The sequence below is a fragment of the Companilactobacillus halodurans genome, assembly GCF_009600985.1.
Lineage (GTDB): Bacteria > Bacillota > Bacilli > Lactobacillales > Lactobacillaceae > Companilactobacillus > Companilactobacillus halodurans.
Map to the genome: position 1 here is coordinate 44,010 of NZ_VDFP01000009.1, position 25,396 is coordinate 69,405.

At 36.6% G+C, this 25,396-nt stretch carries 23 protein-coding genes, 1 tRNA gene and 1 riboswitch; of the genes, 18 read left to right on the forward strand and 6 right to left on the reverse strand.

What is annotated here, in order from left to right; translation table 11 throughout:
• Positions 1-7 precede the first annotated feature (7 nt).
• The 7 genes from FHL06_RS05920 to FHL06_RS05950 all read left to right on the forward strand — a co-directional run bounded on the left by FHL06_RS05920 (position 8) and on the right by FHL06_RS05950 (position 7,080).
• On the forward strand, positions 8-1,141 hold the full coding sequence (locus FHL06_RS05920; RefSeq protein ID WP_153385309.1) for a CamS family sex pheromone protein: 1,134 nt from the start codon (positions 8-10) through the stop codon (positions 1,139-1,141).
• Between the two features lie 13 nt (positions 1,142-1,154).
• Positions 1,155-1,454: an Asp-tRNA(Asn)/Glu-tRNA(Gln) amidotransferase subunit GatC gene (gatC, locus tag FHL06_RS05925; RefSeq protein WP_153385310.1), complete on the forward strand. Its 300-nt coding sequence runs from the start codon at positions 1,155-1,157 to the stop codon at positions 1,452-1,454.
• A complete protein-coding gene (gene gatA, locus FHL06_RS05930) occupies positions 1,454-2,911 on the forward strand; it encodes an Asp-tRNA(Asn)/Glu-tRNA(Gln) amidotransferase subunit GatA (RefSeq protein ID WP_162000271.1) in 1,458 nt (485 codons plus the stop codon). The genes gatC and gatA overlap by 1 nt, the downstream gene beginning before the upstream one ends.
• Positions 2,911-4,341, forward strand: a complete 1,431-nt coding sequence (gatB, locus tag FHL06_RS05935; RefSeq protein ID WP_153385311.1) for an Asp-tRNA(Asn)/Glu-tRNA(Gln) amidotransferase subunit GatB — start codon at positions 2,911-2,913, stop codon at positions 4,339-4,341. The genes gatA and gatB overlap by 1 nt, the downstream gene beginning before the upstream one ends.
• Before the next feature lie 12 nt (positions 4,342-4,353).
• On the forward strand, positions 4,354-5,352 hold the full coding sequence (locus FHL06_RS05940) for a diacylglycerol kinase (protein ID WP_153385312.1): 999 nt from the start codon (positions 4,354-4,356) through the stop codon (positions 5,350-5,352).
• Positions 5,353-5,411: 59 nt separating this feature from the next.
• The gene (rlmD, locus tag FHL06_RS05945) at positions 5,412-6,770 is read left to right on the forward strand and encodes a 23S rRNA (uracil(1939)-C(5))-methyltransferase RlmD (protein WP_153385313.1); all 1,359 of its coding nucleotides are present in this window, start codon (positions 5,412-5,414) and stop codon (positions 6,768-6,770) included.
• A gap of 118 nt (positions 6,771-6,888) precedes the next feature.
• Positions 6,889-7,080 carry a hypothetical protein gene (locus FHL06_RS05950; protein ID WP_153385314.1) on the forward strand — a complete coding sequence of 64 codons (192 nt, stop codon included), beginning with the start codon at positions 6,889-6,891 and terminating at the stop codon, positions 7,078-7,080.
• Here the strand turns inward: FHL06_RS05950 and FHL06_RS05955 are convergent.
• The 3 genes from FHL06_RS05955 to FHL06_RS05965 all read right to left on the reverse strand — a co-directional run bounded on the left by FHL06_RS05955 (position 7,065) and on the right by FHL06_RS05965 (position 10,791).
• Positions 7,065-7,952: an alpha/beta hydrolase gene (locus FHL06_RS05955; protein WP_153385315.1), complete on the reverse strand. Its 888-nt coding sequence runs from the start codon at positions 7,950-7,952 to the stop codon at positions 7,065-7,067. The genes FHL06_RS05950 and FHL06_RS05955 overlap by 16 nt on opposite strands.
• Positions 7,952-9,271 carry a PTS transporter subunit EIIC gene (locus tag FHL06_RS05960; protein WP_153385316.1) on the reverse strand — a complete coding sequence of 440 codons (1,320 nt, stop codon included), beginning with the start codon at positions 9,269-9,271 and terminating at the stop codon, positions 7,952-7,954. Before FHL06_RS05960 ends, FHL06_RS05955 begins: the two co-directional genes overlap by 1 nt.
• A gap of 176 nt (positions 9,272-9,447) precedes the next feature.
• Positions 9,448-10,791, reverse strand: coding sequence for an APC family permease (locus FHL06_RS05965; RefSeq protein ID WP_153385317.1), 1,344 nt, complete (start codon positions 10,789-10,791; stop codon positions 9,448-9,450).
• Between the two features lie 123 nt (positions 10,792-10,914).
• Between FHL06_RS05965 and FHL06_RS05970 the strand changes: the two genes are divergently transcribed.
• From FHL06_RS05970 to FHL06_RS06005, 8 genes are all read left to right on the forward strand, one after another.
• Positions 10,915-11,910: a Gfo/Idh/MocA family protein gene (locus FHL06_RS05970; protein WP_153385318.1), complete on the forward strand. Its 996-nt coding sequence runs from the start codon at positions 10,915-10,917 to the stop codon at positions 11,908-11,910.
• A gap of 2 nt (positions 11,911-11,912) precedes the next feature.
• A complete protein-coding gene (locus tag FHL06_RS05975; protein ID WP_153385319.1) occupies positions 11,913-13,133 on the forward strand; it encodes a DEAD/DEAH box helicase in 1,221 nt (406 codons plus the stop codon).
• A gap of 62 nt (positions 13,134-13,195) precedes the next feature.
• Positions 13,196-13,269: transfer RNA gene (locus FHL06_RS05980), tRNA-Arg, on the forward strand.
• Positions 13,270-13,334: 65 nt separating this feature from the next.
• Positions 13,335-13,841, forward strand: a complete 507-nt coding sequence (locus tag FHL06_RS05985) for an acyl-CoA thioesterase (protein ID WP_153385320.1) — start codon at positions 13,335-13,337, stop codon at positions 13,839-13,841.
• A gap of 142 nt (positions 13,842-13,983) precedes the next feature.
• Positions 13,984-14,433 (forward strand): DUF3290 family protein, encoded by a 450-nt coding sequence (locus tag FHL06_RS05990; protein WP_153385321.1) that lies wholly within the window; start codon positions 13,984-13,986, stop codon positions 14,431-14,433.
• Positions 14,434-14,441: 8 nt separating this feature from the next.
• Positions 14,442-15,071: a DUF421 domain-containing protein gene (locus FHL06_RS05995; protein ID WP_153385322.1), complete on the forward strand. Its 630-nt coding sequence runs from the start codon at positions 14,442-14,444 to the stop codon at positions 15,069-15,071.
• A 270-nt stretch (positions 15,072-15,341) separates the two neighbouring features.
• The gene (locus FHL06_RS06000) at positions 15,342-16,802 is read left to right on the forward strand and encodes a multicopper oxidase family protein (protein ID WP_153385323.1); all 1,461 of its coding nucleotides are present in this window, start codon (positions 15,342-15,344) and stop codon (positions 16,800-16,802) included.
• A gap of 113 nt (positions 16,803-16,915) precedes the next feature.
• Entirely contained in the window at positions 16,916-17,569 is a 654-nt protein-coding gene (locus FHL06_RS06005; RefSeq protein WP_238333970.1) for a YczE/YyaS/YitT family protein, read from the forward strand.
• A 193-nt stretch (positions 17,570-17,762) separates the two neighbouring features.
• Here FHL06_RS06005 and FHL06_RS06010 read toward each other — a convergent pair whose 3' ends face one another.
• On the reverse strand, positions 17,763-18,965 hold the full coding sequence (locus FHL06_RS06010) for a GGDEF domain-containing protein (protein ID WP_153385324.1): 1,203 nt from the start codon (positions 18,963-18,965) through the stop codon (positions 17,763-17,765).
• Between the two features lie 239 nt (positions 18,966-19,204).
• Here FHL06_RS06010 and FHL06_RS06015 point away from each other — a divergent pair, with 239 nt between their 5' ends.
• Positions 19,205-20,560: an FAD-dependent oxidoreductase gene (locus tag FHL06_RS06015; RefSeq protein WP_153385325.1), complete on the forward strand. Its 1,356-nt coding sequence runs from the start codon at positions 19,205-19,207 to the stop codon at positions 20,558-20,560.
• A 21-nt stretch (positions 20,561-20,581) separates the two neighbouring features.
• Here FHL06_RS06015 and FHL06_RS06020 read toward each other — a convergent pair whose 3' ends face one another.
• Both FHL06_RS06020 and FHL06_RS06025 read right to left on the reverse strand, forming a co-directional pair.
• Positions 20,582-21,262 (reverse strand): EAL domain-containing protein, encoded by a 681-nt coding sequence (locus FHL06_RS06020; protein WP_153385326.1) that lies wholly within the window; start codon positions 21,260-21,262, stop codon positions 20,582-20,584.
• Between the two features lie 62 nt (positions 21,263-21,324).
• On the reverse strand, positions 21,325-21,759 hold the full coding sequence (locus tag FHL06_RS06025) for a GNAT family N-acetyltransferase (RefSeq protein WP_153385327.1): 435 nt from the start codon (positions 21,757-21,759) through the stop codon (positions 21,325-21,327).
• 209 nt (positions 21,760-21,968) lie between these two features.
• Here FHL06_RS06025 and FHL06_RS06030 point away from each other — a divergent pair, with 209 nt between their 5' ends.
• Positions 21,969-23,330, forward strand: a complete 1,362-nt coding sequence (locus tag FHL06_RS06030; RefSeq protein ID WP_337692535.1) for an FAD-dependent oxidoreductase — start codon at positions 21,969-21,971, stop codon at positions 23,328-23,330.
• Positions 23,331-23,971: 641 nt separating this feature from the next.
• Positions 23,972-24,037: riboswitch (Fluoride riboswitch) on the forward strand.
• A gap of 70 nt (positions 24,038-24,107) precedes the next feature.
• The gene (gene eno / locus FHL06_RS06035) at positions 24,108-25,388 is read left to right on the forward strand and encodes a phosphopyruvate hydratase (RefSeq protein ID WP_153385328.1); all 1,281 of its coding nucleotides are present in this window, start codon (positions 24,108-24,110) and stop codon (positions 25,386-25,388) included.
• Positions 25,389-25,396 lie beyond the last annotated feature (8 nt).

The following is a 25,396-nucleotide window of genomic DNA, read 5'->3' on the forward strand; positions in this document are numbered from 1 at the left end:
AACAGATTTGAAAAAATTCTTAAAAACTACGTCGTTACTACTAATGTGTGCACTTTTGTTGTCTGCCTGTGGTAATTTACAAGATTCAACTTTATCATCTGGTAGTGGAAGTTCATCAAAGAGCTCCGTTCAGACCACATCGACGTCTGATTCAAGTAGTTATGATGTTTTATTGAGTGGAGGAAAATACAAGACAAGTGCAATTTCAGGCTTGACTGCTGCTGATAATAGTAATCAGTTCAATAGTCGTAGCTTTGAAAGTGGCTTGATGAAGTTGTCGAAAAAACAATTTTCGACTAATTCGTATGTTTTCCAAGAAGGACAGGTTTTGTCTGCCAGCACTGTTAATAACTGGTTAGACAGAAAAACTAAGAAAAATCCGACAGGACTAAATCCAAAGTCGAATGGTTCTAAGGCTGAAGACAAGCGTGCTCCAATGTATTTCCAACAAATGCTCGAAGAGGATTATCTTCAAAAACAAGATGGAAAATATAAATTAGCCGGTATGTCAATTGGTATTGCGATGAATAAAATTGACTATTACCAAAAGAAACAATATGGTGCTACTTATAAGACCACTATTTCAACTGAAGAGCAAAAAGAACAGGGTGAAAAAATTGCTAAAGAAGTTGTCAAGCGTTTACGTAAGGACAATAAAGTTGGCAATATTCCGATTGTCGTGGGATTATATTCTGTGGCCCCTGAAGATACTTTAGTTGGTGGGACTTATTTCCAATATGCGGTAAGTAAGAGTGGCGACCTTGGAAGTTGGTCTAATTTAGATTACAAGAATCAAATGTTACCAACCGTTAATGGCGATACGGCCATTAGCAGCAGCGATTCTGATGCCTTTTCTAACTTCAAGGATCACATTCAAGATTACTTCCCTAATCTTTCTGGAGTAACTGCTCAGGCACACTATGATGGTACTGATCTCAAGTCGTTAGATGTGACAATTAATACACAATTTGATGGTTTGGCTCAGGTAACTAGTTTCACACAATTTGTTCAACAAAGTGCAACTAAGTATTTACCATCTGGAGCAGATTTAGATATTAATATTCAAACTGTTGATGAACAACAATCAGTCGTTACACGTACTAATGGCAAATTCTATTCACACGTTTATGATGCAGATTAAAAAGGAGAAACTTATGATTTCAAAAGATGAAATTTTACACGTTGCCAAATTGGCTAATTTGAAATTTGAAGCTGATGAAGTTGATAGCTTCGTTAGTCAATTGGATAAAATCGTTGGCATGGAAAGTAAATTGTCCAGCGTTGACACAACTGGCATCGAACCTACATACAACATGGGCGACACTAAAACTGTCTTCCGTGAAGATAAGGGAATTCGTACTCAAACTAGAGAACAAATGCTTAAAAATGTTCCCGAAACTGATAACAACCTTATTAAAGTTCCAACGATTGTTGACAAGGAGGACGATGAATAGTGGATATCAAGAAGGAAACAATTGCTTCTTTGCATGATAAATTAGTTAACAAAGAAGTGACTGCTAAAGAGTTAGCTGATCAAGCTATTGAAAAAATCAACGCTAACGAAAAGAAACTCAATACTTTCATCACTGTTAATGACAAGGCACCTGAAGATGCACAAAAAGTCGATGAAGCTGGAATTAAAGGACCATTATCTGGTATTCCTATTGCTATCAAAGATAATATTGTCAGCAATGGCATCAAAACTACTGCTGCAAGTAAAATCTTGTACAATTTCATGCCTGTTTACAGTGCTACAGTTCTAGAAAAATTGGAAAATGCCGGTGCTGTTAATATCGGTAAAACTAATTTGGATGAATTTGCTATGGGTTCATCAACTGAAACTTCTTACTTTGGAACCGTCGTTAATCCTTGGGACTTAAGCCGCGTTCCTGGTGGTTCATCTGGTGGTTCTGCTGCAGCTGTTGCTTCTGGTGAAGTTGTTGCTGCTTTAGGTACTGATACTGGTGGTTCAATCAGACAACCTTCAGCTTTTAATGGTATCTTTGGTATCAAACCTACTTATGGACGTGTGTCACGTTGGGGCGTTATTGCCTTTGCATCAAGTCTTGATCAAGTCGGCGTTATGTCAAAACGTGTTGAAGATTCAGCACAAGTCTTGTCAGTGATTGCTGGTCATGATGACCACGATTCAACAAGTTCAGAAAAAGAAGTTCCTGACTATCGTGCTAACTTAAATAAGGACATGACAGGCGTTAAGATTGCTGTTCCTAAGGAATTCTGGCATGAAGGAACAAACCCTGATGTTTTGAAGAACGTTAACGAAGCACTCGATGCTTACAAGAAGATGGGCGCAACTGTTGAAGAAGTTAGTTTACCAACTTTGAAGCATGCGGTTGAAGTTTATTATGTCTTGGCATCTAGTGAAGCTTCATCTAACCTTCAAAGATATGATGGAGTTAGATATGGTTATCGTGCTAAAGATGTTAAGAACATTAAGGAACTCTTCGTTAATTCACGTTCTGAAGGTTTCGGCGATGAAGTTAAACGTCGTATTATGTTAGGTACATTTGCTTTATCAGCTGGTGCTTACGATGCTTACTTTAAGAAGGCTGCTCAAGTTAGAACTATTTTTATTAATGAAATGAATGATGTCTTAAAAGACTATGATTTAATTATGGGACCTTCAACGACAACACCTGCTTTCAAGATTGGTGAAAAAGTTGATGACCCATTGGCTATGTATATGAATGATATTTTGACAATTCCTGCTAACTTAGCTGGTCTTCCAGCTGCTTCAGTTCCTGCAGGCTTGGCAGACGGTTTACCTGTTGGATTGCAAATCATTGGTCGTCCATTTGCTGAACAAGATGTCTTCAATGCTGCTTATGCACTTCAAGAAGAAAATAAATTTTACGAAAAAATACCTACTGCACTTAAGGGGGAAGACTAATGAATTTTGAAACAACTATCGGACTAGAAGTTCACGTTGAATTAAAGACAAAGTCCAAAATGTACAGTCCTTCACCAGTTGCGTATGGTGCTGAATCTAATATCAATACCAATGTGATTGACTTTGGTTTTCCAGGAACATTACCAACTGTAAATAAAAATGGTTATCGTCTAGGTTTGATGGTCGCTTTAGCTTTAAATGCTGAAATTGAACACCACACTCACTTTGACCGTAAGAACTATTTCTACCCAGATAATCCTAAGGCTTACCAAATTACTCAACAAGATAAGCCATTAGGACACGATGGCTATATCGAAATTGAAGTTGATGGCAAGAAGAAGAAAATCGGTGTCGAAGAACTTCACGTCGAAGAAGATGCTGGTAAAAATACCCACGGTAACAACGGCTACTCTTATGTTGATTTGAACCGTCAAGGTACACCATTGATTGAAATTGTTTCAAAACCTGATATGCATTCTCCTGAAGAAGCTTACCAATATCTTGAGAACTTACGTAAGATTGTTCAATTTACTGGTGCTTCTGATGTTAAGATGGAAGAAGGTTCAATGCGTGTTGATACAAATATTTCAATACGTCCAGTCGGCTCAGATACTTATGGTACTAAAGTCGAATTGAAGAACTTGAACTCTTTCAACCACGTTAAATTAGGTCTTGCTTATGAAGAGAAACGTCAAGCTGCTATCTTAAAACAAGGTGGTACGATTGGCCAAGAAACAAGACGTTTTGATGAAAAGACTGGTGAAACATTCTTAATGCGTGTTAAGTCTGGTGCTGATGATTATCGTTACTTCCCAGAACCTGACTTGCCTGATTTTGATATTTCTCCAGAATGGGTTGCAGAAATCAAAGCTACTTTGCCTGAAACTGCTGAAAAGCGTCGCAAGCGTTATATCAATGAACTAGGAATTCCTGAATATGATGCTGGCGTCTTGACAGATACTAAGGAAATGTCTGATTTCTTCGATGAAGCTGTTGAATACAAAGCTAATCCAAAACTAGTTTCTAACTGGTTGATGGGTGAAGTTAATGGTTATTTGAATGAAAATAAAATTGGTTTGTTAGATACTAAGTTGACGCCTGAACATTTGGCTAAGATGATCAATTTGATTTCTAACGGAACAATTTCTTCTAAGATTGCCAAAAAGGTCTTCCAAGAAACTATCAGCAATGGTACAGAACCAGAAAAATGGGTCAAAGAAAAGGGACTTGTCCAAGAATCTGATCCAGCTGTCTTGAAGCCAATGATTTTGAATATTCTTGATAATAATCAACAATCAATCGATGACTTCAAGAATGGTAAAGATCGTGCCGTTGGTTTCTTGATTGGTCAAATCATGAAGCAAACACATGGTCAAGCTAACCCTAAGGTTGCTAATAAGCTTTTGATGGAAGAGTTAAAGAGTCGTTAGTGAGGGAAAGATATGCGTGCTAGACTGATTTATAATCCAACTTCAGGTCACGAGACCATGAACAGTAATGTTGGAGATATTTTAAATATTATTGAAAAAGCTGGTTATGAGGCTAGTGCTTACCGAACTACACCGAAAAAAAATTCAGCTAAAAATGAAGCCAGACGAGTAGCAAAAGAGGGATTTGAACTTGTCGTTGCTGCTGGTGGAGATGGTACGATCAATGAGGTCGTCAATGGAATCGCTGATTTGGATAAACGTCCAGAGGTGGCCATCATTCCTGCAGGAACCACTAACGATTATGCACGAGCTTTAAAAATCCCGCGTGATGATGTCGTTGATGCAGCAAAAGTTATTTTGAAAGGTCAAAAGTTACCTGTCGATATCGGGCAAGCTGGCGAGAAATATTTTATTAATATTGCCGGTGGCGGTTCGATGACGGAGTTAACTTACGAAGTACCTTCAGCTTATAAATCAATTTTGGGTTACTTGGCTTATTTGGTTAAGGGCGCGGAATTGTTGCCTCGAATCAGTCCAATTGACATGCATATTGAATACGATGATGGAGTTTTTGATGGTAAAGCAACCATGTTTCTGATAGGATTAACTAATTCGATTGGTGGGATGGAACAAATTGCCCCTGACTCTGTTATTGGTGATGGAACATTTTCACTGATTATCGTCAAAGAGACTAATTTAAGAGACTTAGTTCATCTGATTGCCTTAGTCTTGAACGGCGGTCGTCACGTTTATAATCCCAAAGTTATCTATACGAAGACTAAAAAAATTAGCGTCAAAGCTAATGATGATAATCGGGTGATGGTTAACTTGGATGGTGAATATGGTGGAGATGCCCCAATGGAATTTACCAATTTACATAATCATCTGAATATTTATGCAAATGTTGATTCTATACCTCTCAAAGCAATTGATACATCAACTCTTAGTGAAAAAGATGCTGGTGAAAAAATTATCGAAGAAGAAAAGAATCTCGATAAAGAGAACAAATAAAAAAGAATTGAGAAGTGTATCAATTTTGAGCACTTCTTTTTTCTATGTATAGGTGAAAAATGGACAAACCGAATTTAAAAAAGAACCAAAAAATAGAATTAGAGATTGAAGATCTCTCATACGAAGGCAAGGGTGTCGCTAAAGTAGACGACTTCACATTATTTGTGGACAATGCTTTGCCCGGTGAAAAAGTTAATGCGGTCATCACACGAGTTAATAAGAATTTTGGCTTTGCAAGAACGTTAGAGGTTCTTAAAGAATCTCCAGATCGTGTACATGATATTGATGCCGTTTATGCTCAAACAGGAATTGCTCCTTTGAGTCATTTAAAGTACGATAAACAACTTGAATTCAAACGTAATCAAGTCGTAACTGACTTCAGTAAGATTGGCCTAAAAGATGTTACAGTCAATCAAACTTTAGGAATGGACTCACCATTTAATTATCGTAATAAAGCACAAGTTCCTGTTAGACAAATCGATGGCAAATTGACAACTGGTTTTTATCGTCGTCGTTCGCATGATTTAGTACCAATGGAAAACTTCTTGATTCAAGATCCTAAGATTGATGCTGAAATCTTACGTGTGCGTGATATTTTACGTAAATATAACGTTCGTGGCTACGATGAAAAGAATCAAAAGGGTCAAATCAGAACTATCATGGTTCGTCGTGCTTACTTTACAGGTGAAATGATGGTCGTTTTGGTTTCCAGAACACCTGATATTTCTCATTACAAGGACATCACTAAAGAAATCCTAGATAATGCTGAAGTTAAGTCACTATATCTCAACGTTAATTCAAAGAATACCAATGTTATCTTTGGTCAAAAGATGACTCTCTTGGGTGGCAAGAAGTATATCGATGATGAGATTTTGGGTAATACTTACCGAATTTCTCCACGATCTTTTTACCAAGTAAACCCAGTTCAAACTCAAAATCTTTACAAGATGGCAATTGATAAGGCTGAATTGACTGGCAAAGAAAATGTTGTCGATGCTTATTCTGGTATCGGAACAATTGGCTTATCATTGGCTGATAAAGCAAAGCATGTGACTGGTATCGAAGTAATCGAAGATGCCGTTAAAGATGCTGACAAGAATGCCAAGTTGAATGGTATCAATAACGCTGATTTTATCGTTGGCAAGACAGAAGATGTCTTGGATGAATGGGCCAAAAACGATATGTCAGTCGATGTTTTGATGGTCGATCCTCCACGTAAAGGTTTGGCTAGTTCTTTGATTGGTTCATTGAAGAATATCAAACCAAAGAAAATCGTCTACATCAGTTGCAATCCTGCTACTTTAGCACGTGATTTAGAAGCCTTGAGCGATACTTATGAGATTGGCGATGTTACGCCAGTTGATATGTTCCCAATGACAAATCACATCGAATCTGTAACGCAACTTAAGTTGAAATAAAAAAATTGATTCTTTTAGTTGGGGAATCAATTTTTTTGCTTTCAGGATATAAATTTATTAATATTAGGTTGAAAATTGAGCAGGAGTTGAGGGCAATTCGCTTATAAGGAGAAGTAATATGCAAGCAATATTTGGTATCGGTGCAATCGGAATTGCCATTTGGCAAATCTTTATCTCAAAGGAATATTTTAATAATATCAAAAAACAATCAAGTCCACTTTTGTTAGCCTTGATTGCTTTGATTGCCAGTTTGATTTTTGCGGCTGTGTTGATAGTTTATGGCGTAACGACGCTTTATTCCTTATTATAACGGTTCTTTTTAGGATTCTTATTAGGAGTGTTATTATTGCCATTTTCCACGATATATTGTTCAAAAATGTTAATGAATTGATTGCTATCAAGCATATCAGAATGCTCAGCCTTGGAGCCGGTCAAAGTGATTAAAGTATAACGCTTGATTTGGTCTTCATAAATATACTTTCCAGCATCAACGCTACCTAAAGGTACGATACCATCGTCGGTATAAAGTTTGGTGCCCGCAATTGAGTAATAGGTTAAATTGCTTGGAATCTTTTCCCGCTTTTTGATTAGTTCATTTAACATTTGCGTATGATTGACTGGATTAGTTTCTTCAAAGTTATAGGGCGTACCAACAGTCAGCATTTTATTGATGGAAATTGATGAGTCGTCGAAGTAATCTTCTAAAAAGTATGTCCAAACGAGTCCACCATTTGAATGTCCAAAAGCATTAAAGCTGTTGAATTGATAGCGCTGTTTAAGTTTGTTAAAAGCGATATTGAACCAAGCAGCTTGTTTTTTTATGTTCGCATAGCCGTCAGAATTGTTCTCAAAGCCAACAACGATAAAAGGTCGTTGATCATTAGGCCGCAAACTGCCAGTATAAGTGATTTTATCGTCAGTATGGACGGTTAATTTTATCAGGCTATGATGTTCGCCAGTCTGGCGGTTGACAGTTTTAACTAAGTCGTCAAATCTAGAAGCAGTCGCGCTGCTGCCGGGAATCATGATGATAGGAGACATTGGCGAATTGTAGCGTCCAGCTAAAGTCGAAACGTTTTTTCTGGTCCAAATGTATGACGGGATTCCCAGCAAAATTAAAATAATTGCCAGTGCAATCAAATACTTGAAGTTCTTGTTTTTTTTCAAATTGTGTCTTGGCATTAGTATGCACCTTCTTCAAGCCCTAAATTGTCCAGTAATTTAACTTTGACGGCCATTTTAACGAATGGTATATAAATGTATACTGAAATAATTATGGCAATGACAGAGAAGATGAGAGCCTGCCAGCTGCCATTAGTCCCAACAAAGGCAATCAAGGGACCTGGAGTTCCAATCGGAACCGGATAAACGCTTGGCGGCATCAAATGCAGGGCAATCGCAAGTGCTGCCATGAGCATGTTTGCAATTGGAGCAAGGATAAATGGTATCAAAAAGATGACATTGAATAAAATAGGAATACCGGACATCAAACCATCGCCAATATTGAAGATAGTCGGAACCATAGCCCAGTGAGCCACCGTTTGAAAATCCTTGTCCTTGGAAATTATCAAAATCGCTATGAGCAAGCCAAGAATCGAACCCGTCCCACCAAAGGTCGCAAAAGCATGGTATAAGGTAGCACTCGTGAAAGGATTGGGTGCGTTCCAGGCGGTATGTTTTTGCAGTGCGTAATTCAAGTTAGCAGTCGAGAGGACATCCATCTTTTCAACTCCTAAAGCGGAGTAAGTTCCTGACCAACCTAAAAACGACATGATAATTGTATAAACTGAAAAAATCAGTGTTTTAAAGAGTTGCAGCCAATCATTTGAAGTGGTGTATTCACTGGATAACGAATTGATAAAGTTTCCTGGTGCTTGTGAATAATAAGTAACATTGATCAAGATGCTAAAGACCATTGCTAAAATCAAAGTAGTGATGATTGGTTTCAAAGAAATGAAGGTTCGTTCCAAAATATTATTGACGTGACTGGTTTCTGGAATAGGACGACTGAATTTTTTAAAGAGCCAACCGACGAAGATTCCTAAAATAATAGCAAATAATAAACCACGCATCCCTAAAATGGCAGGGTGAAAAGAAAATGGCTGTACTTTAGAATAGACGTAATCAACAATTAAAAGGGCACTGATAGCAGTAATTCCCGCTAATTGGTCATCGCGTCGGTAGTATTTAGCGGTGTATTTAGCAGCACCAAAAATAGCAATCACCGAGACCCAACCTAAAGAGAGGTTATATAAGACGTTAGCCATGTTGTCGACTTGACGGAAAATAAAGTCATTGCCTAGGCTAGGGAAGACGTCAGTTAAGAAACCCTCTTTACCAATAATGATTGTCTGAATAATCTTAATGAAACTGCCAAATAAGGCAAATGGAAAAATCAAAAGAAGCGTTTTTTGGATGATACGATAAATCAAAAGCTTTTGTATTTTTAAAGTTGTTAAAACCAATCGCTTTTCAAAGTTGTTTTTGAATTGGACTTTCATGAAAACACGCCGCCTAGCTTTTATTTTCAATTAGAATCTGGATACTCAAAATGAGTATAATCTTCCAATTGAAAAATCGCCATTTTTAACAATAAGTAAAAATTGTCGTTTTGGATAAAGCAATATAAAAAGCACTTCTTGAATGACAAATTTCAATTCAAGAAGTGCTTAATTATTTATTTGGATAATCTTTTTTTATGTAAATAGTGAATGTAGTAAACTGGCAATCCTAAAAGCGTGATTCCTATTCCCATAAATGCTAATCCCGGTTGGCGAAGCAAGGTCGAGATGATGATGTAAGCACCACCGATTAAAGCAATAATTGGTGGAATCGGATAGAAATTGATTTTATAGGGACGTTTCAAGTCAGGCTCGCTGCGTCTTAAAATGAAGACTCCAACGAACATCATCATTGAAAAAATCCACATAACGAAAACCAGCATGTCGGTCAGATAATCAAAACTGCCCATGAAAATCATGGCAATCGCAATGATTGTTTGAATCAAACCGGCAAAAGCAGGAACTCGTGTATGTTTCGTCAATTTGGCGAAGTGTTTGGCAAAGACGATTTCGTCATCAGCACCTAAAGTATAGCTGACACGTGAACCAGTCATTGTGTAGCCGTTGACTGAACCAAAGACTGAAATTAAGATTCCAATTGTTACGATTTTTCCACCAATATTACCAAAAATCCTGATGGCTGCTTCAGAAGCAGTATTTTGATTTCCAGGAATCAAATCAAATGGTAGAGCCTTGATAAAGACAAAGCTGATTAGGACGTAAATCAAAGTGATGAAGAATAGTCCCACAATAATTGATTTAGAAAGATCTTTTTCAGGCTTCTTCATTTCTCCAGCTAAATTACCAACATTCATCCAGCCGTCAAAGGCAAACATTGTTGCTAACAAGCCTCCACCCATTGAAGACCAAAAGTTAGGATGACTTCCGGAAGTGATAGGAAAAAGCGAGATGTTATTGGATGTCGGCGTAAAGATACCAACAACAATAATCAATACAATCGGTATCAATTTAGCAATTAAAGAAATCGATTGAATTCGTCCACCAACTTTAGCTCCTAATAAGTTGACTAAATATAAGAAGACAGCTAATGAAATAGCTATTGGAATTTGCCAAGTGCTAGGAAGATTGCAAAGATTCATAACTTGTGTGGCAAAAATAATCGAAAGAGCGGAAATTCCGGCAGGATAATAGATTACCGATTGAGCCCAAGCTAATAAAAAGGCTGGAACTTTACCATAGATATATTCAATATATTTATAAATTCCCCCTGCAACTGGTAGTGCTGAAGCTAATTCAGCAATTGTCAGTCCAGCATTGATAGTAATGAAACCAGCGAGCAACCAGACAAAGATGGTTAAACTGGCTGATCCGGTCGCTTGCGTGACACTTGAAATTTTAAAGAAGACACCGCCACCAATGACCAGACCCATTACTGTAGATAAAGCGGGAAAGAAACCGAGGTCTCTTTTCAGGCTGAACTTGTCTGTTTCATCGTTCATAAAAGTAAAACTCCCCTTTTAATGGTATAGAATAAAATTATATACCATATTGATATTGAGAAAAAACTTTTTTTGTGGTAATTGCGCTTACATTTAAGTAGAATTAGAAACAGAGGTGATTTTATGATTAGTTTAGGAATAATTGGTACTAGTGGCATTACAGAACAATTTATTAAAGCAATTGATGAAACCGAAACTTTTTCATTAACCAACGTTTATTCACGTACGGAAACTAAGGCGCAAAAGTTTCTTGATGATATAAACAAGAGTGATATCCAAATCGACACGGACATGGATAAATTTTTCCAAAGAAATTTTGACACTGTTTATATCGCTTCACCTAATGCATTGCATTTTCCAGAAGCAAAAAAGGCAATCGAAAACAACAAGAATGTTATTGTTGAAAAGCCAAGCACATCAACAGTTAGAGAGTTCTCAATTTTGGATGAGCTGGCACATTCTAAGGGAGTTTACTTGTTTGAGGCTGCTAGACACATTCACGAACCTATTTTCAAGAAGATTCAAGAAGTCGTTTCAAAGCATCAAAAAGATATTACTGGCGCAACGTTTTCTTATATGAAGTATTCCAGTCGTTATGACGCTTATTTAGCAGGCCAAAATCCTAATATTTTCACGACCAAGTTTTCTGGTGGCGCCCTATATGATTTAGGAGTATATACCGTCTACGATGCCGTAGTTTTGTTCGGTCAACCAGAAAGGGTCCAATATACGCCTGAAATTATTGAATCAGGTATCGACGGCAGCGGTAGTTTAACACTCAAGTATTCTGATTTTGACGTTAATATTATTATTGGCAAGACTAAAAATTCTTACATGTCTTCAGAAATCTACTTTGGCAAGGATACTTTGATTCTTGATAATGGTGGCGACATCAATCATCTGGATTGGGCCGACGACAACAGAAATATTACTGATATTCCAACAGTCAAGAGCAGCAACCCGATGGACGCTGAAGCTAAAGTATTTGCAAAAATAATTACTGAAAATGATAAAGAAACTTATGAAAATCTGTTAAAGTACGCTAGAATTGTAAATAAAGTTTTAGAGCAAGCCAGAACTAGTGCTGGACTTGTTTTTGATGCAGATGAGGAAAAATAAAATTGGAAATACCAAAATTATATCAGGATTATTTTAAACAAAATCATTTTGAAGCTTTAACAAAGATTCAAGATGCTGTTTACATGCCTTTTAAAGAGGGCAAAGATTTAGTAGCGATGGCACCAACTGGTTCAGGGAAAACTTTAGGCTTCGTGATGCCAATGTTAGAGACTTTAGTTCCTAAAGATGGACTGCAAGTTTTGATTTTAGAGCCATCGCAGGAATTAGCAATGCAGGTTAGGGATGTTATCCAACCACTTGCTAAATTGGTCGACTGCAAAGTTCAGGCTTTGACTGGTGGTGCTAATCCAACTCGTCAATTGAAGAAATTGAAGGAAAAGCCTGAAATCATTGTGGCAACCTTAGGTCGTTTGAATGAATTGACTGAAAGTCGCAAAGTTAAGTTAGGCAAGATCAACACTGTCATTGTCGATGAAGCTGATGAAATGTTGAATGAATCTAAATTAGAGAGCGTTCGTAAGATTATCTCGCAAATGCCCGCTGATGTGCAAATGACTTTCTTCTCAGCTACTGGCAATGACATCTTTCAAGATATGCACAAGTGGTTCGGTCAAGATTTCTTAGTGATCGATCAAAGACATGACACGACTTACACGGCCGGAATCAAGCATTACTTCGTCGATGCGAATAATGAATTCGTCAAGAACGCCATTTTACGTGAGTTGGCACACAGCAAGAAATTCTTGGGAATCGTCTTTTTCAATAATTCCCGTTCGCTTCACAAAACTGTCAGCGATATGAACCACAATAAGACTAATTTCGTTGTTTTGGACAGTAAGATGTCTTCTCAGCAACGTAAAACTGTTTTGCAACTATTCTCCAGTAAAAAGGTCAATCTGCTCTTAACGACGGATGTGGCTGCTCGTGGGATGGATATTGATGATATCAATATGATTATTAATTATATGATTCCTCGAGATAACAGTGAATACGTGCACCGTGCTGGTCGGACTGGCCGAATGGGTAAGAGTGGCTCAGTTATTACCTTTGGTAACAGCCATGATATGCGTAATCTTCAAGAGATGATCGAATCTCCTGTTACAAAGATGTATGTTGGTCACGAAGGGCAATTGACTAAGAAACCTGTCTTTGATAAGAACAAACGTCATCATACTTCTAAGTCGCAATCAACTAACACTAAATCTAAAAAACGTTTACGTGACCAAAAGAACAAGGGAAAACGTAAATTCAATAAGAAATAGTAAATTTAATTTGGCACACTTTCAATTGGCATTTTGCGTTAAAATAGAAAGTGTGTTTTATTGGTCCCTTGGCTCAGCAGGATAGAGCAACTGCCTCCTAAGCAGTAGGTCCCCGGTTCGATTCCGGGAGGGATCATAAATTTTCGGGTCATAATTCCTTTTGGGAGGTTATGGCTCATTTTTTATAAGGAGAAACAGTGAATGAAAACTATAAAATGCAGCGATACGCTCTCAATCAGCAATCATCGCGTTTTCTCATCAGATTTGAATGAGCATGACACCGTCTTTGGTGGCAAAACCTTGATGACGATTGACGATAATTCGTCGATTTCGGCTTCTAGAGTGGCTCGAATCGAGACGGTCACAGCTTCAATCGACCAAGTTAATTTTATCTTGCCATTTAAACTGCAGGATTCGATGTGTACTGAATCTTATGTTTCAGGAGTGGGCACTCGTTCAATCGAAGTTTTTACGAAAATTATCGGCGAGCATCTAAAAACTGGTAAGAGATTTTTGGGATTGACTTGTTTTTCTAGTTTTGTGGTAACGGATAAAAATGTAGTTTTGCCAACCGTGGTACCAGATACAGATGAGGCGGAATTTGTCTGCAGCGGATATAATGACCGCCAATCGGAACGTTTGCAAAAATTATTGCAACAAGAAAAATTCAATAAAAATATTAGTTTGAAATTTCCCTGGCAAAAATAAATCGGCAAAATAGCTCAACAATCACTTTTAAGATTGCTGGGCTATTTTTTATGCTTTGTTCGGGTTGGAGGCGTTTGAAAAGCCTTTAAATGGGCTTTTTGGTATACTAAATGTAAATTAATAAATGATTGAAGGGATATAAATGGATTTTTATTCGTATCAATATATAACCAATCATAGTGACCAACCCAATTTCATGTTCATTATTGGAACCTTAGTTTTAGCTTTAGCAATCCTAGTCACGGCTTTTTTGTATTTCAAAAATAGGTCGGACAATAAATATCGTGATTTGTTGATTATTTTTGTTTTAGGAATTTTATTGTTTTTAGGAATCAACTATAACAATTATGAACAACAACTTGATGTCAGCAATAAAAATTCGCAAACGTTGGAATTAATGAAATCAATTGCCAAGGATCAAGATGTCTCCTTGAAAAAAGTCTATTCCAATAGTTCCAGTTTGACTGAAGGAATGCTGATTAAAGCTGGTTCTAAAATTTACAAAGTTAGTTTCGACGACAATCAAACTAGTTTTACGTTAAGTGAAGCTGGTATTGTCAGCACAAAACAAATTAAATTGATTAAAAAGTAGGTGAAATGATGGATTTAAATTACGGAGATTTAACTTTAAAATTTATTATCGGTTTCCTATTCATGGTTCTACAAATCAATCTCTTTGGACGAGGCAACATTGCACCTACAAGTGCGATTGATCAACTTCAAAACTACGTTCTTGGTGGTATCGTCGGTGGTATGATTTACAATTCAAGCATCACGATTTTGCAATTTGCTTTGGTCTTGCTGATTTGGACGATGGTCGTTTTTGTAGCAAAATTTTTGACCAACCACAATAATATTTTTAAGAAGGTAGTTGAAGGTACCCCCAAAGTAATTGTCAAAAATGGTCACATCGATGTAGATTTAGCACTGAAAAATGGCTTATCTGCCAATGACCTGTCATTTAAGCTCCGTCAGTCTGGCGTGATGGATATCCGAAATGTTAAGCGGGCCGTTTTTGAACGTAATGGTATGTTGACTATCATTATGAAAGATGAAGACAGTTTGCGTTATCCAATCATTTTGGATGGGAAAATTGACTATGATGAATTGGAATCAATAAAAAAAGATGAAGATTGGGTCGAAGAAGAATTGAAAAAGCAAAAGGTCGATGTTTCAGATGTTTATTTAGGAAATTATATCGATGGCGAGTTAGTCATTTATACATATTAATGTTTTAGGTTACCCGAAAATAGTTTTTAATATAGAAGAAACTGTATTAGAATGTAACTGTATTAAATTTTTGGTGGTGATACAGTGTCAAGCAGTTCAAAAACATTTTCATTAATCATGCTGGTTTTTTATGCTATTTTGCTTTATTTTGTTTTTGCAAATAAGAATATGATTGCAATGTATATGATGGCAATTGGTATGTTTGTTGATGCTTTAGTAGGTTTCATTTGCACTTTCCGATCAAAAACTAAATAGGGTGGCGAATTTTAAATGACAGATTCAAAGGTTTATAACGATTATTTCTTCGATGAACCCATATTCGATTTACACGATGGTGGCTATGTTCCACTAGAAAAGGCTGATGTACCAGATCAACCTTTAAATATTCCCGCAGCTTTGGAACCAGATAAAGTTGACGGAAACGATGTTTATTACACAATTACGGCTCAAGAGGGCGAAACACAAATTCTTCCTGGTGCTAAGACAAAGACTTGGGGCTACAATGCTTCATTGTTAGGACAAACAATTGTTTTGAAAAAAGGCGTTCACTACCATGTTCACCTAGTTAACAAATTGTCAGAAGTAACAACTTTTCACTGGCATGGACTAAATGTTACTGGACCTATCGTTGATGGTGGTCCGCATGCACCGGTTTATCCAGATGGCAGTCGTGATATCGACTTCACTTTGGACCAACCTGCACAAACTGATTGGATTCACCCACATCCATGTCCAAATACAGCTCGCCAAGTTTGGAATGGATTAGCTGCTGCTGTCGTCGTTACAGATGATGAAGAAGCTAAGTTGCCATTACCAAGAAACTATGGCGTCGATGATATTCCAGTGATTTTACAAGATAGAACTTATCATGATAATCAACTTGATTATAAAAAAGATTATGATGTCGATGGAACTCTTGGCAAGTATGCTTTAGTCAATGGAACAATCAATGGTGTCTTCAATGTTACGACACAAAAAGTCCGTTTAAGAATCTTGGATGGGTCTGATCGTCGTGAATGGAGATTGCACTTTGACGACAATCACGAATTTACACAGATTGCTTCTGACGGCGGCATTTTGCCAGAACCCGTTAAATTCACGAAATTGATGTTAACTTGTGCTGAACGTGCAGAAGTTATCGTTGACTTTGGCGACAAGAAACCAGGTGACGTGGTAACTTTGATGAGCGATGATATGCCAATTATGAAATTTAAGATTGGTCAATATGCTGCTGACGATTCTAAATTGCCAGAACACTTAACAACTATCGACGCACCAAAAGTTACACCAGGACTTCCTGTTACAAAGACTGTTATGTCAGGGATGGATGACCAAGTACGTTTGGATGGCAAACTCTTTGATATGCAAAGAATCGACCGCAAGCAAAAGATTGGCGATACTGTCCTTTGGGACGTTGTTAATACTAACGATATGGATGGCGGAATGATTCATCCATTCCATATGCACGGTTGCCAATTCTTAGTCATCAGTCGTAATGGCAAAGAACCATATCCTAATGAACATGGCTGGAAAGATACGGTTGGTGTCAATGCAGGTGAAACAGTTAGATTAGCTGTTCAATTCACTAAATTTGGTGTTTATATGTATCACTGTCACATTCTAGAACACGAAGATACTGGAATGATGGCTCAAATTGAAGCTTATGATCCAAATGAAAAACATGAATATCACTTATTGAGCATGGATGAAATGAATCACCCTAAGAAATAAGCCGATTGACATTGAATTAGTCCTTAATTAAACTAATCAATGAAATCAAATAAAAAGGGAGCTGACCTTATTTGGTCTTAGCTCTCTTTTGTTATATGTGGAAGGATATTGTTTTGAGACAGGGAAAATTTAAAATTCGGTTAGGCTATTTAGTTTTTGCAATCGTCTTAGATGCTTTTGCCAATGCTTTAATGATTGACAGCAACATGGGGAGTGCTGTCTGGACGGCTTCAGCGGTCAACATCTCATCCCTATTGCATTCAAGTTATGGAACGACCTTATTCGTTTATGCGGTCATTGTAACGATTGCCAATCAATTTTTATTAGGCAAATTCGATGAACATATTTTTATCTCCAATTTACTATTTTCATTGCCATTCAGTTATTTGGTTGGCTTCTTTTCAGACATCCTCAATCCTTTACAATTGAATAATTTATCGATAGCTTCACGATTATTGGTCGATGTTATCGGCTTAATTGGGGTATCCATCGGAACTTCGATTTATCAACGTTGCAATTTGATACAACATCCTAATGACGAATTAGCTTATCTCTTACGTTTCAAATATCTTCATGGTTCAGCTGGCTGGGGACAATTAATCAGTTATACACCACCAGTAATCATTATGATTATTTGTTATTTCTTGACGGGTAATATCCTGTCCGTAGGGATTGGAACCGTTCTAGCAATGTTTTTCCAAGGAGTAATTATTGGCATTTCCGATAAGATAGTCGTCCCATCTTTGAAGCATCATTATTCATTTTAAAATTAACAGTTTAATGCTTGCGCTAGTGTGTCACATGGTTTAATATTATGCGTAGGGACTACCAGATTTAAAAACAACTGATTCCTTCCCGACGGTGAGATTAATTTCTCACTATTTTTTTATTTCGAATTTTAGAAAAATATACAGTTGAAAATACGAAAAAAGCATCACTGATTTTTATAGTCAGTGATGCTTATTTAGTTAATTTATTAAAATTATATGTCAATCCTTCAACAGTCAAACGGTTGCGACCAAGGTTTTTTGATTCGTATAAATAGCGATCGACTCGATTAAAGAGGTCATCGAAGTTAAGATCGGTCTTATCAAGCTTGGAAACGCCAAAAGAAATTGTTATTTCTAACTTTTCGCCATTTAAAACCAAAGGTGTGTTAGTTAAAGCTTCTCTAAGATTTGCGATGATAGGGATGCATTGGGCTGGCTTCTTGCCTCGAAAGACGATAATAAATTCTTCGCCTCCAAAACGGAATAGTTCCCCCTTGGCATCACCTAAAAACATTTCCCGCTCAATCGTCTGGGCAACGTGCTTCAAAACTTCATCGCCGGTGCTGTGTCCATATGTATCGTTGAATTCTTTAAAGTGATCGATATCAAACATGGTAACAGTTAACGGGATTTCTTCATTAGAATAAGTTTCAAAAAGTTCTTGAGCTGTTTTATCTAAGCTGGCTCGATTCCTGATTCCAGTTAATTCATCGTAATTTACTTTCACTTTTAAATCATCATAATTAATCATTGTATCTTCTAGTTTTTTTGCACAAAAACGAATTATTGCCATATAAATCAAGAAAACTATGAGCATATTAATGATTTCAAGCATTGGAAAACTATGATCGACCCAAAGGAGTATCCACCAAGATAATCCAAAGAATAGTTGCATGATTAAATATTTCCATTCAGAGCGTTGCAATTTTTCAGTTTGCTGATAAATATAAATTACGATAATAACCAAGAAAATGTACGAGACGGCAAAGAATGGTAAATTTTTATTTTCCAAACGATCTAAATTAATAGATGTGTAATATGCAAAAGGCATTAAAATATTGATCAGTAAAGTAATCTTATTGCGAATCAGATACATGCAGTAGAGCAGAATCGTCAATTGAGCATTGGCATACAGCCAGCCGTGATTGATTGAGCCCGTATTTAAAATATGGAATATCTGTTGCAACATAATCATACTAAAGGTTAGAACTAATCCCTCTATTAGGTGTTTAAAAAATTTTTGATAAGAGGGCGACGACTTACCGATTATTCGTTCGAGTGAATAAGCAACGATCGTAATGATCGTTATCAGACCAATTGTCACTAGAGTAATAATTGCTGAATTGATATTCAGATAATTATTGATGATGCTTCCTAAAATGATATCTGGCAAGTTTTTCCCTCAATTATTTAATTTTATTATTTTTTCAATTAAGAAAAGTCTAACATAGAAGTTCATTTTTAAGATACAGGTGTTTATTAATACTTAATAATTCCGGTTATTAGTATACTCTTTATTCACTGATTAATTGAATGGTTTATAATATTAGTCAATAGTGTAGTTATTTTTAAATTTATGTTTAATTATTTCAAAATTAATTTATGTATATTTAGAAAAATGAGGGGAAACTTATGAAAGTAGTGATTGTAGGTTGTACTCACGCCGGTACTGCAGCAGTTGAGCAAATTTTAAACGATCATCCCGAAACAGAAGTGACCGTCTATGAAAAAGATGATAATATTTCTTTCCTATCTTGTGGGATTGCACTATATCTGGGGAAACGAGTCAAGCATTTAGAAGACATGTTTTATGAAACTCCTGAAGATTTGGAAAAAATGGGCGCCAAAATTAAATTGAAACATGATGTTCTAAAAATTGATGCTAAGCATAAGACTTTGATGTGTGAAAATATGCAGACGCATGAGATTATCAATGATACTTACGATAAGTTGATTATGACGACGGGGTCTTATGTAGTAGTCCCACCAATTGTTGGTATCTCAGATCCAAAAATTTTGATGTGTAAAAATTATGCCCAAGCACAGGCCATTTATAAGACAGCTCAAAATCATCGCCATATTACGATTATCGGCGCAGGCTATGTTGGAGTGGAGCTAGCAGAAAGCTATGCCAATACTGAACATGATGTCACGCTGATTCAATCAAGAAATCAGGTTTTAAATAATTATCTAGACAAAGATATGTCGCAAAATGTGATTGATTTATTAAAAGATCATGGCGTCAAAGTTCTTTTAAACGAACGGGTCACAGGCTTTGACCGTGATGACAATGATGAGAATATCATAATTGAAACAACTAAAACGAAACATAAATCAGATCTTGTAATCGTTGCGACCGGGTTCGTAGCCAATACTGAATTATTACGTGGACAAGTTGAAATGGATCGTCATGGAGCCATCATTATCAATGATTATTTACAGACGTCAAATCCTGATATTTATGCAGCGGGAGATGTTTGTACAGTCAATTTCAATCCTACTGGAAAACCTGCTTATATGCCCTTGGCAACTAATGCTATTCGTCAAGGAACTCTTGCAGGGGTCAATGTCTTCGGGGATATTCAAAAGTACATGGGAACTCAAGCCACTTCAGCAATGGAATTATTTGGTTATACGACAGCTTCAACAGGATTGACCTTGAGCCATGCTTTAGAAAGTAAAATCAATGCTGCGGCAGTCGAGTATCATGATTACTACCGTCCTAAATATATGCCTTCGACTAGTATGTTGACGATTAAATTAGTTTATAATCGCGATAATCATCTGATTTTAGGAGCCCAATTATTTAGTAAACATGAAATAGCCCAATCGGCGAATACAATTTCCGTCTGCATTCAAAATAAGAATACGATTGAAGATTTGGCCTTTGTCGATATGCTCTTTCAACCAAATTACGACAATCCGTTCAATTATTTGAATTTAGTTGCTCAAAAAGCAATTCAACAGGAAAAACAAAACAGCCGCTAATTTTTAGATTAGCAGCTGTTTTTATTTGTCATCATCTTTTTTTAATTTTAAGAGGCGAGGCTTGCCATAAAAATAGCCTTGTCTGAGGTCGATATTTAAGGAATCGGCCAATTTGTCATCTGTTTGGTCTTCAATACCTTCCAAAATAAAACGGAGGTTATTTTTTTGACTGAAATCACGCCAGAAAATAACTTTTTGTTCGATATCTGGGTCGCGTAATTTCTCACCAAAATTTTGAATTGCAAATTTAATTTCTGAAGCGAGAGGAACTAAATCTTTAATTTGGTCTAATTGATTAACGCCGGTTCCACAATCGTCGAGGCTAAAATCCATGCCATAATTGATGAAATCTTTGATTAAAGGAATCAGTTGAGAATTCTTCCAATCGTAGTCAGGCTTGTCTTCTGTCAATTCAACAACAAGTCGTAAGGGACGCAAATTCTTTTGAGCCTCAATAATGGCTGCTCTTACTTCTTGGTCCATCAATTGATTGCGATTGATATTTACCGAAACGGAACCAATTTTTAAGGATAATAAACTAGTTGTATCAATCAATAATTTAGCCATGAGGTGAGAAGGGACGTCAGAAAAATTTGCTGGTGGACGCCATCCTTGCTCAGTCTTTTTTTTCATAAGCAATTCATAGCCGATCAGTGAATCATTGACCTTATCGAGTTGAGGTTGAATAAAAAATCTATACATTATTAAATAGGCTCCCTAAATAATCTCAAATATGTCTGAATCGGATTACTGAATCAATCTTACTACAATAGAAGTTTCATGTCATGATGAGCAATGCCGACTTCCTGATATTGTTTGCCGATGACCTTAAATCCTAATTCTTTATAAAAATTTTGAGCATGATCTTGTGCTCCAAGGATGACATAATTATAACCTTGTTTTTTGGCAAATTTAAAAATATATTTTAATAATTGAGAACCAAGATTTTTGTGACGGTAATTTTTTAGAACAGCAACTCTTTGAACATGGATGCCGCCATCATCAAGTGGAAAGAAGCGAGCCGTGGCAACAGCTTTGTTGTCAGAGTAAAGGTTGAAGTAGGTACATTGATCTTCTTTGTCATCAATTTCTAAATTTTCTGGAACATTTTGTTCGTTAATAAAAACAATTTTTCTAATATTTGTGCTATCTTTGTAAGTATTAGAACGTACGTCGCTGGAATATTTGATTTCGTTCATGGATATGACCTCGCTTCAAAAAATGTCAATATACATCTATTATATTACAAATATTCTCAAAAACAGGCCCGATTATGAATAGATAAAAATACAATTTTTAAAAAAATGAGCGAAATTGAGCTTGCTACAATGTAATCAAGTGTCGTGTTGTTCTAATTGCAATAAAGGATAGGATAAAAAAAGTACTACTGTAGAGGAGGAACCGACTAGTGAAAGTAATCGTTGTCGGATGTACACATGCTGGAACGGCTGCAGTTGAACAAATTTTAGAAAAGCATCCTGAAACCGATGTGACCGTTTATGAACGTGAAGATAATATTGCGTTTTTATCATGTGGAATTGCATTATATTTAGGCAGAATCGTCAATCATCTTGAAGACATGTTTTATGCTGACCCTACCACACTAGAGGGGTATGGAGCTAAGGTTAACATGAAGCACAATGTTTTAAAGATTGATTCGAAAAATAAAAAAATTGTCGTTCAAAACTTAAAAACAGAAGAAATTTTTGAAGATACTTATGACAAATTAATCATGACCACAGGTTCAGAGGTAGGGATTCCTCCAATCGGCGGCATGGACAATAAGCGAGTCCTTTTGTGCAAGAGTTATGAACAAGCAAAAAAAATTTATGAATCAGCTTTGAATTATCCTAGCATTGCTATTGTTGGTGCAGGTTATGTTGGCGTTGAGTTAGCTGAAAGTTACGCCAATACTGTCCACGATGTAACATTGATTCAATCTAGAGACCAAATTTTGAATAATTATGTCGATAAACCATTATCGGATACGATTATCAATAAGTTAAAGGAACACAATGTAAAAGTTCAATTAGGCGAACGTGTTTCAGAAATTGTTGATGGAGATCAATTAACCATCAAGACTAAAGCGGGACATGCTTATAAAGCCGATTTAGTTATCGTCTGTACCGGATTTTTTGCCAATACTGATTTATTACGAGGTCAGGTTCAAATGAATGGATATGGAGCCATCATTATTAATGATTATATGCAAACTTCTGATCCTGATATTTATGCAGCTGGAGATTCCTGTGTCGTTAAGTTCAATCCAACTGGTGAAATGAAGTATATTCCGCTAGCAAGTAGTGCCGTTCGTCAAGGAACCTTGGCCGGTATTAATGTTTTTGGCGACATTCGTAGATACATGGGAACTCAAGCAACGACGGCTATGGAGATATTTGGTTATACTTTAGCTGAGACCGGATTAACTTTGAAGAAAGCTTTGGCTAGTGGTATCAACGCTGATCGAGTAATTTATTCTGATAACTATCGTCCTGACTATATGCCTACGACCGACTTGCTGACGATTTATCTCGTTTATGATAAAGATACGCGTAAAGTCCTTGGGGCTCAGCTCTTTAGTAAACATGAAATTGCACAATCAGCCAATGCTATTTCAATTTGTATTCAAAATGAGAATACGATTGATGACTTAGCTTTTGTCGATATGCTTTTCCAACCAAATTATGATAATCCGTTTAATTATTTGAATTTAGTAGCTCAACAAGCTATTGCTAAAGAGGCAAAAGAAAAAGAGACTAAAAAAGCCTAACTAAATAAATTTGTTTAGGTAGACGAATTGAAAATTTACAAAATGTATACTAAAAGGACCAGTTGACGGGGAAAACTCAACTGGTCCTTTTTTTGGTGATTTGATTTGTGATAGGAGTAGGAAATTAACTGTTTTTTCCGTCAGATGATGGGGTATCTAACGAATTTAGGGAGATTATTATGGTCTGTCTATCAATGTTGAGTTGAGTAAACTTAAGAAATGAGTCTTATTCCTATCAATCGTAATTGGGAGTTACTAGCAAATCAATCACTAATCTAAAATAAGCATCTAGTCATAGATTTTTGTAATTTTCTATACGGGAGGCAAAAAACAGACTTTGCAAACCTATGCTTACCTTGGATTTTAACAAAGTTGCTATGTTAGCCCCTCCTTCCTCTATGTTAGCGCTTTCTTATTTGGTACAAAGACAGTATAGCAAGGAATGCTTGATTTCACAAAAGAAACGCTCATGAGGATATCTGTCAGAAATGTTGATAAATAGCGGTCTATAGCAGTTGCTCAATATTCTCTCTCAAAAAATCATTAATTTCTTTTGTTCAAAATATTTCACAATCAAATAAATAGCGACTAAAATTAAGTTTTATGCTTGTTTAAACAGAGAAAGTATATTACTATGAAGTCGTTCGAATGGCGATGACGTTCGCCGAAAATATTACTTAATTGTGATTGATGACGTCTACTTTAGATAACCACCTAATACTGGGGGAATTATTTGAGGTAGTCGTCTTTTTTTATGATTAAGAAGGGAGTATTTATATGACAGTAACAATTGAGAACGTAAAAGCTAGGGAAGTATTCGATTCACGTGGTAACCCAACCGTTGAAGCAGATGTTTTACTTTCAAATGGTGTCTTAGGTCGTGCAAGTGTTCCATCAGGTAAATCAACTGGTGACAATGAAGCCGTTGAATTGCGTGACGGTGGAGACAGACTTGACGGAAAAGGTGTTTTAAAGGCTGTCAACAATGTTAATACTTTAATCAACGATAAACTAAAGGGTGCAGATCCATTCAACCAAGCTCACATCGATCAAATGATGATTGATCTTGATGGCACTCCTAATAAGGCAAAATTAGGTGCCAATGCAATTCTCGGTGTTTCAATTGCCAATGTCCGTGCTGCAGCAAATAGTGAAAAGATTCCAGTATACCGCTACTTAGGTGGTGTCGATCTTGAATTGCCACAAACATTCCACAATGTTATCAACGGTGGAGAACATGCTGACAATGGTATTGATATGCAAGAATTCTTGATTACTCCAATCAAGCGCACAACCTTTAGAGATGGATTTGAAAAAATCGTTAATGTTTACCATCAACTAAAGAAAAACCTTGAAAAAGAAGGCTATCAAACAGGACTTGGCGATGAAGGTGGATTTGCTCCAGACCTTCCATCAAGTGAAGCTGCTATTGATGAATTAAACTGTGCTATTAAAGATGCCGGTTATGTTCCTGGCGAAGAAATTGGTATTGCCTTTGATGCTGCTGCATCAAGTTTCGCTCAAGATGACGGTTCATACTTATTCGAAGGTGAAAAACGTTCAGCTGACGAAATGGGCACATATTATGAAGGACTATTAGATAAATATCCAGCTATTGTTTCAATGGAAGATCCATTTGGCGAAAATGATTGGGATAATTTTGCTAAATTTACTCAAAAGAATGGCAATCGTGTTCAAATTGTTACTGATGATAACGTATGTACAAATCCTGCACTCTTCAGAAAAGCTATCAAGAAGGGTATGGCAAACAGTTTCTTAATCAAATTGAATCAAATCGGTACTGTTACAGAAACTATGGAAGCTATCCGTGTTGCTAGAAAGAATGGCTACACAACAATGATGTCTCACCGTTCAGGTGAAACTGAAGATTCATTCTTGGCTGACTTTACAGTTGCTATGCACGCTGAACAATTGAAATCAGGTGCTCCAGCTCGTGGTGAACGTTTGGCTAAGTACAATCAACTATTGAGAATCGAGGAAGAGTTAGGCAAGGAAGCCAATTTAGCACACTTCCCTAATGATGTCGACTTTGACTAATTAACACA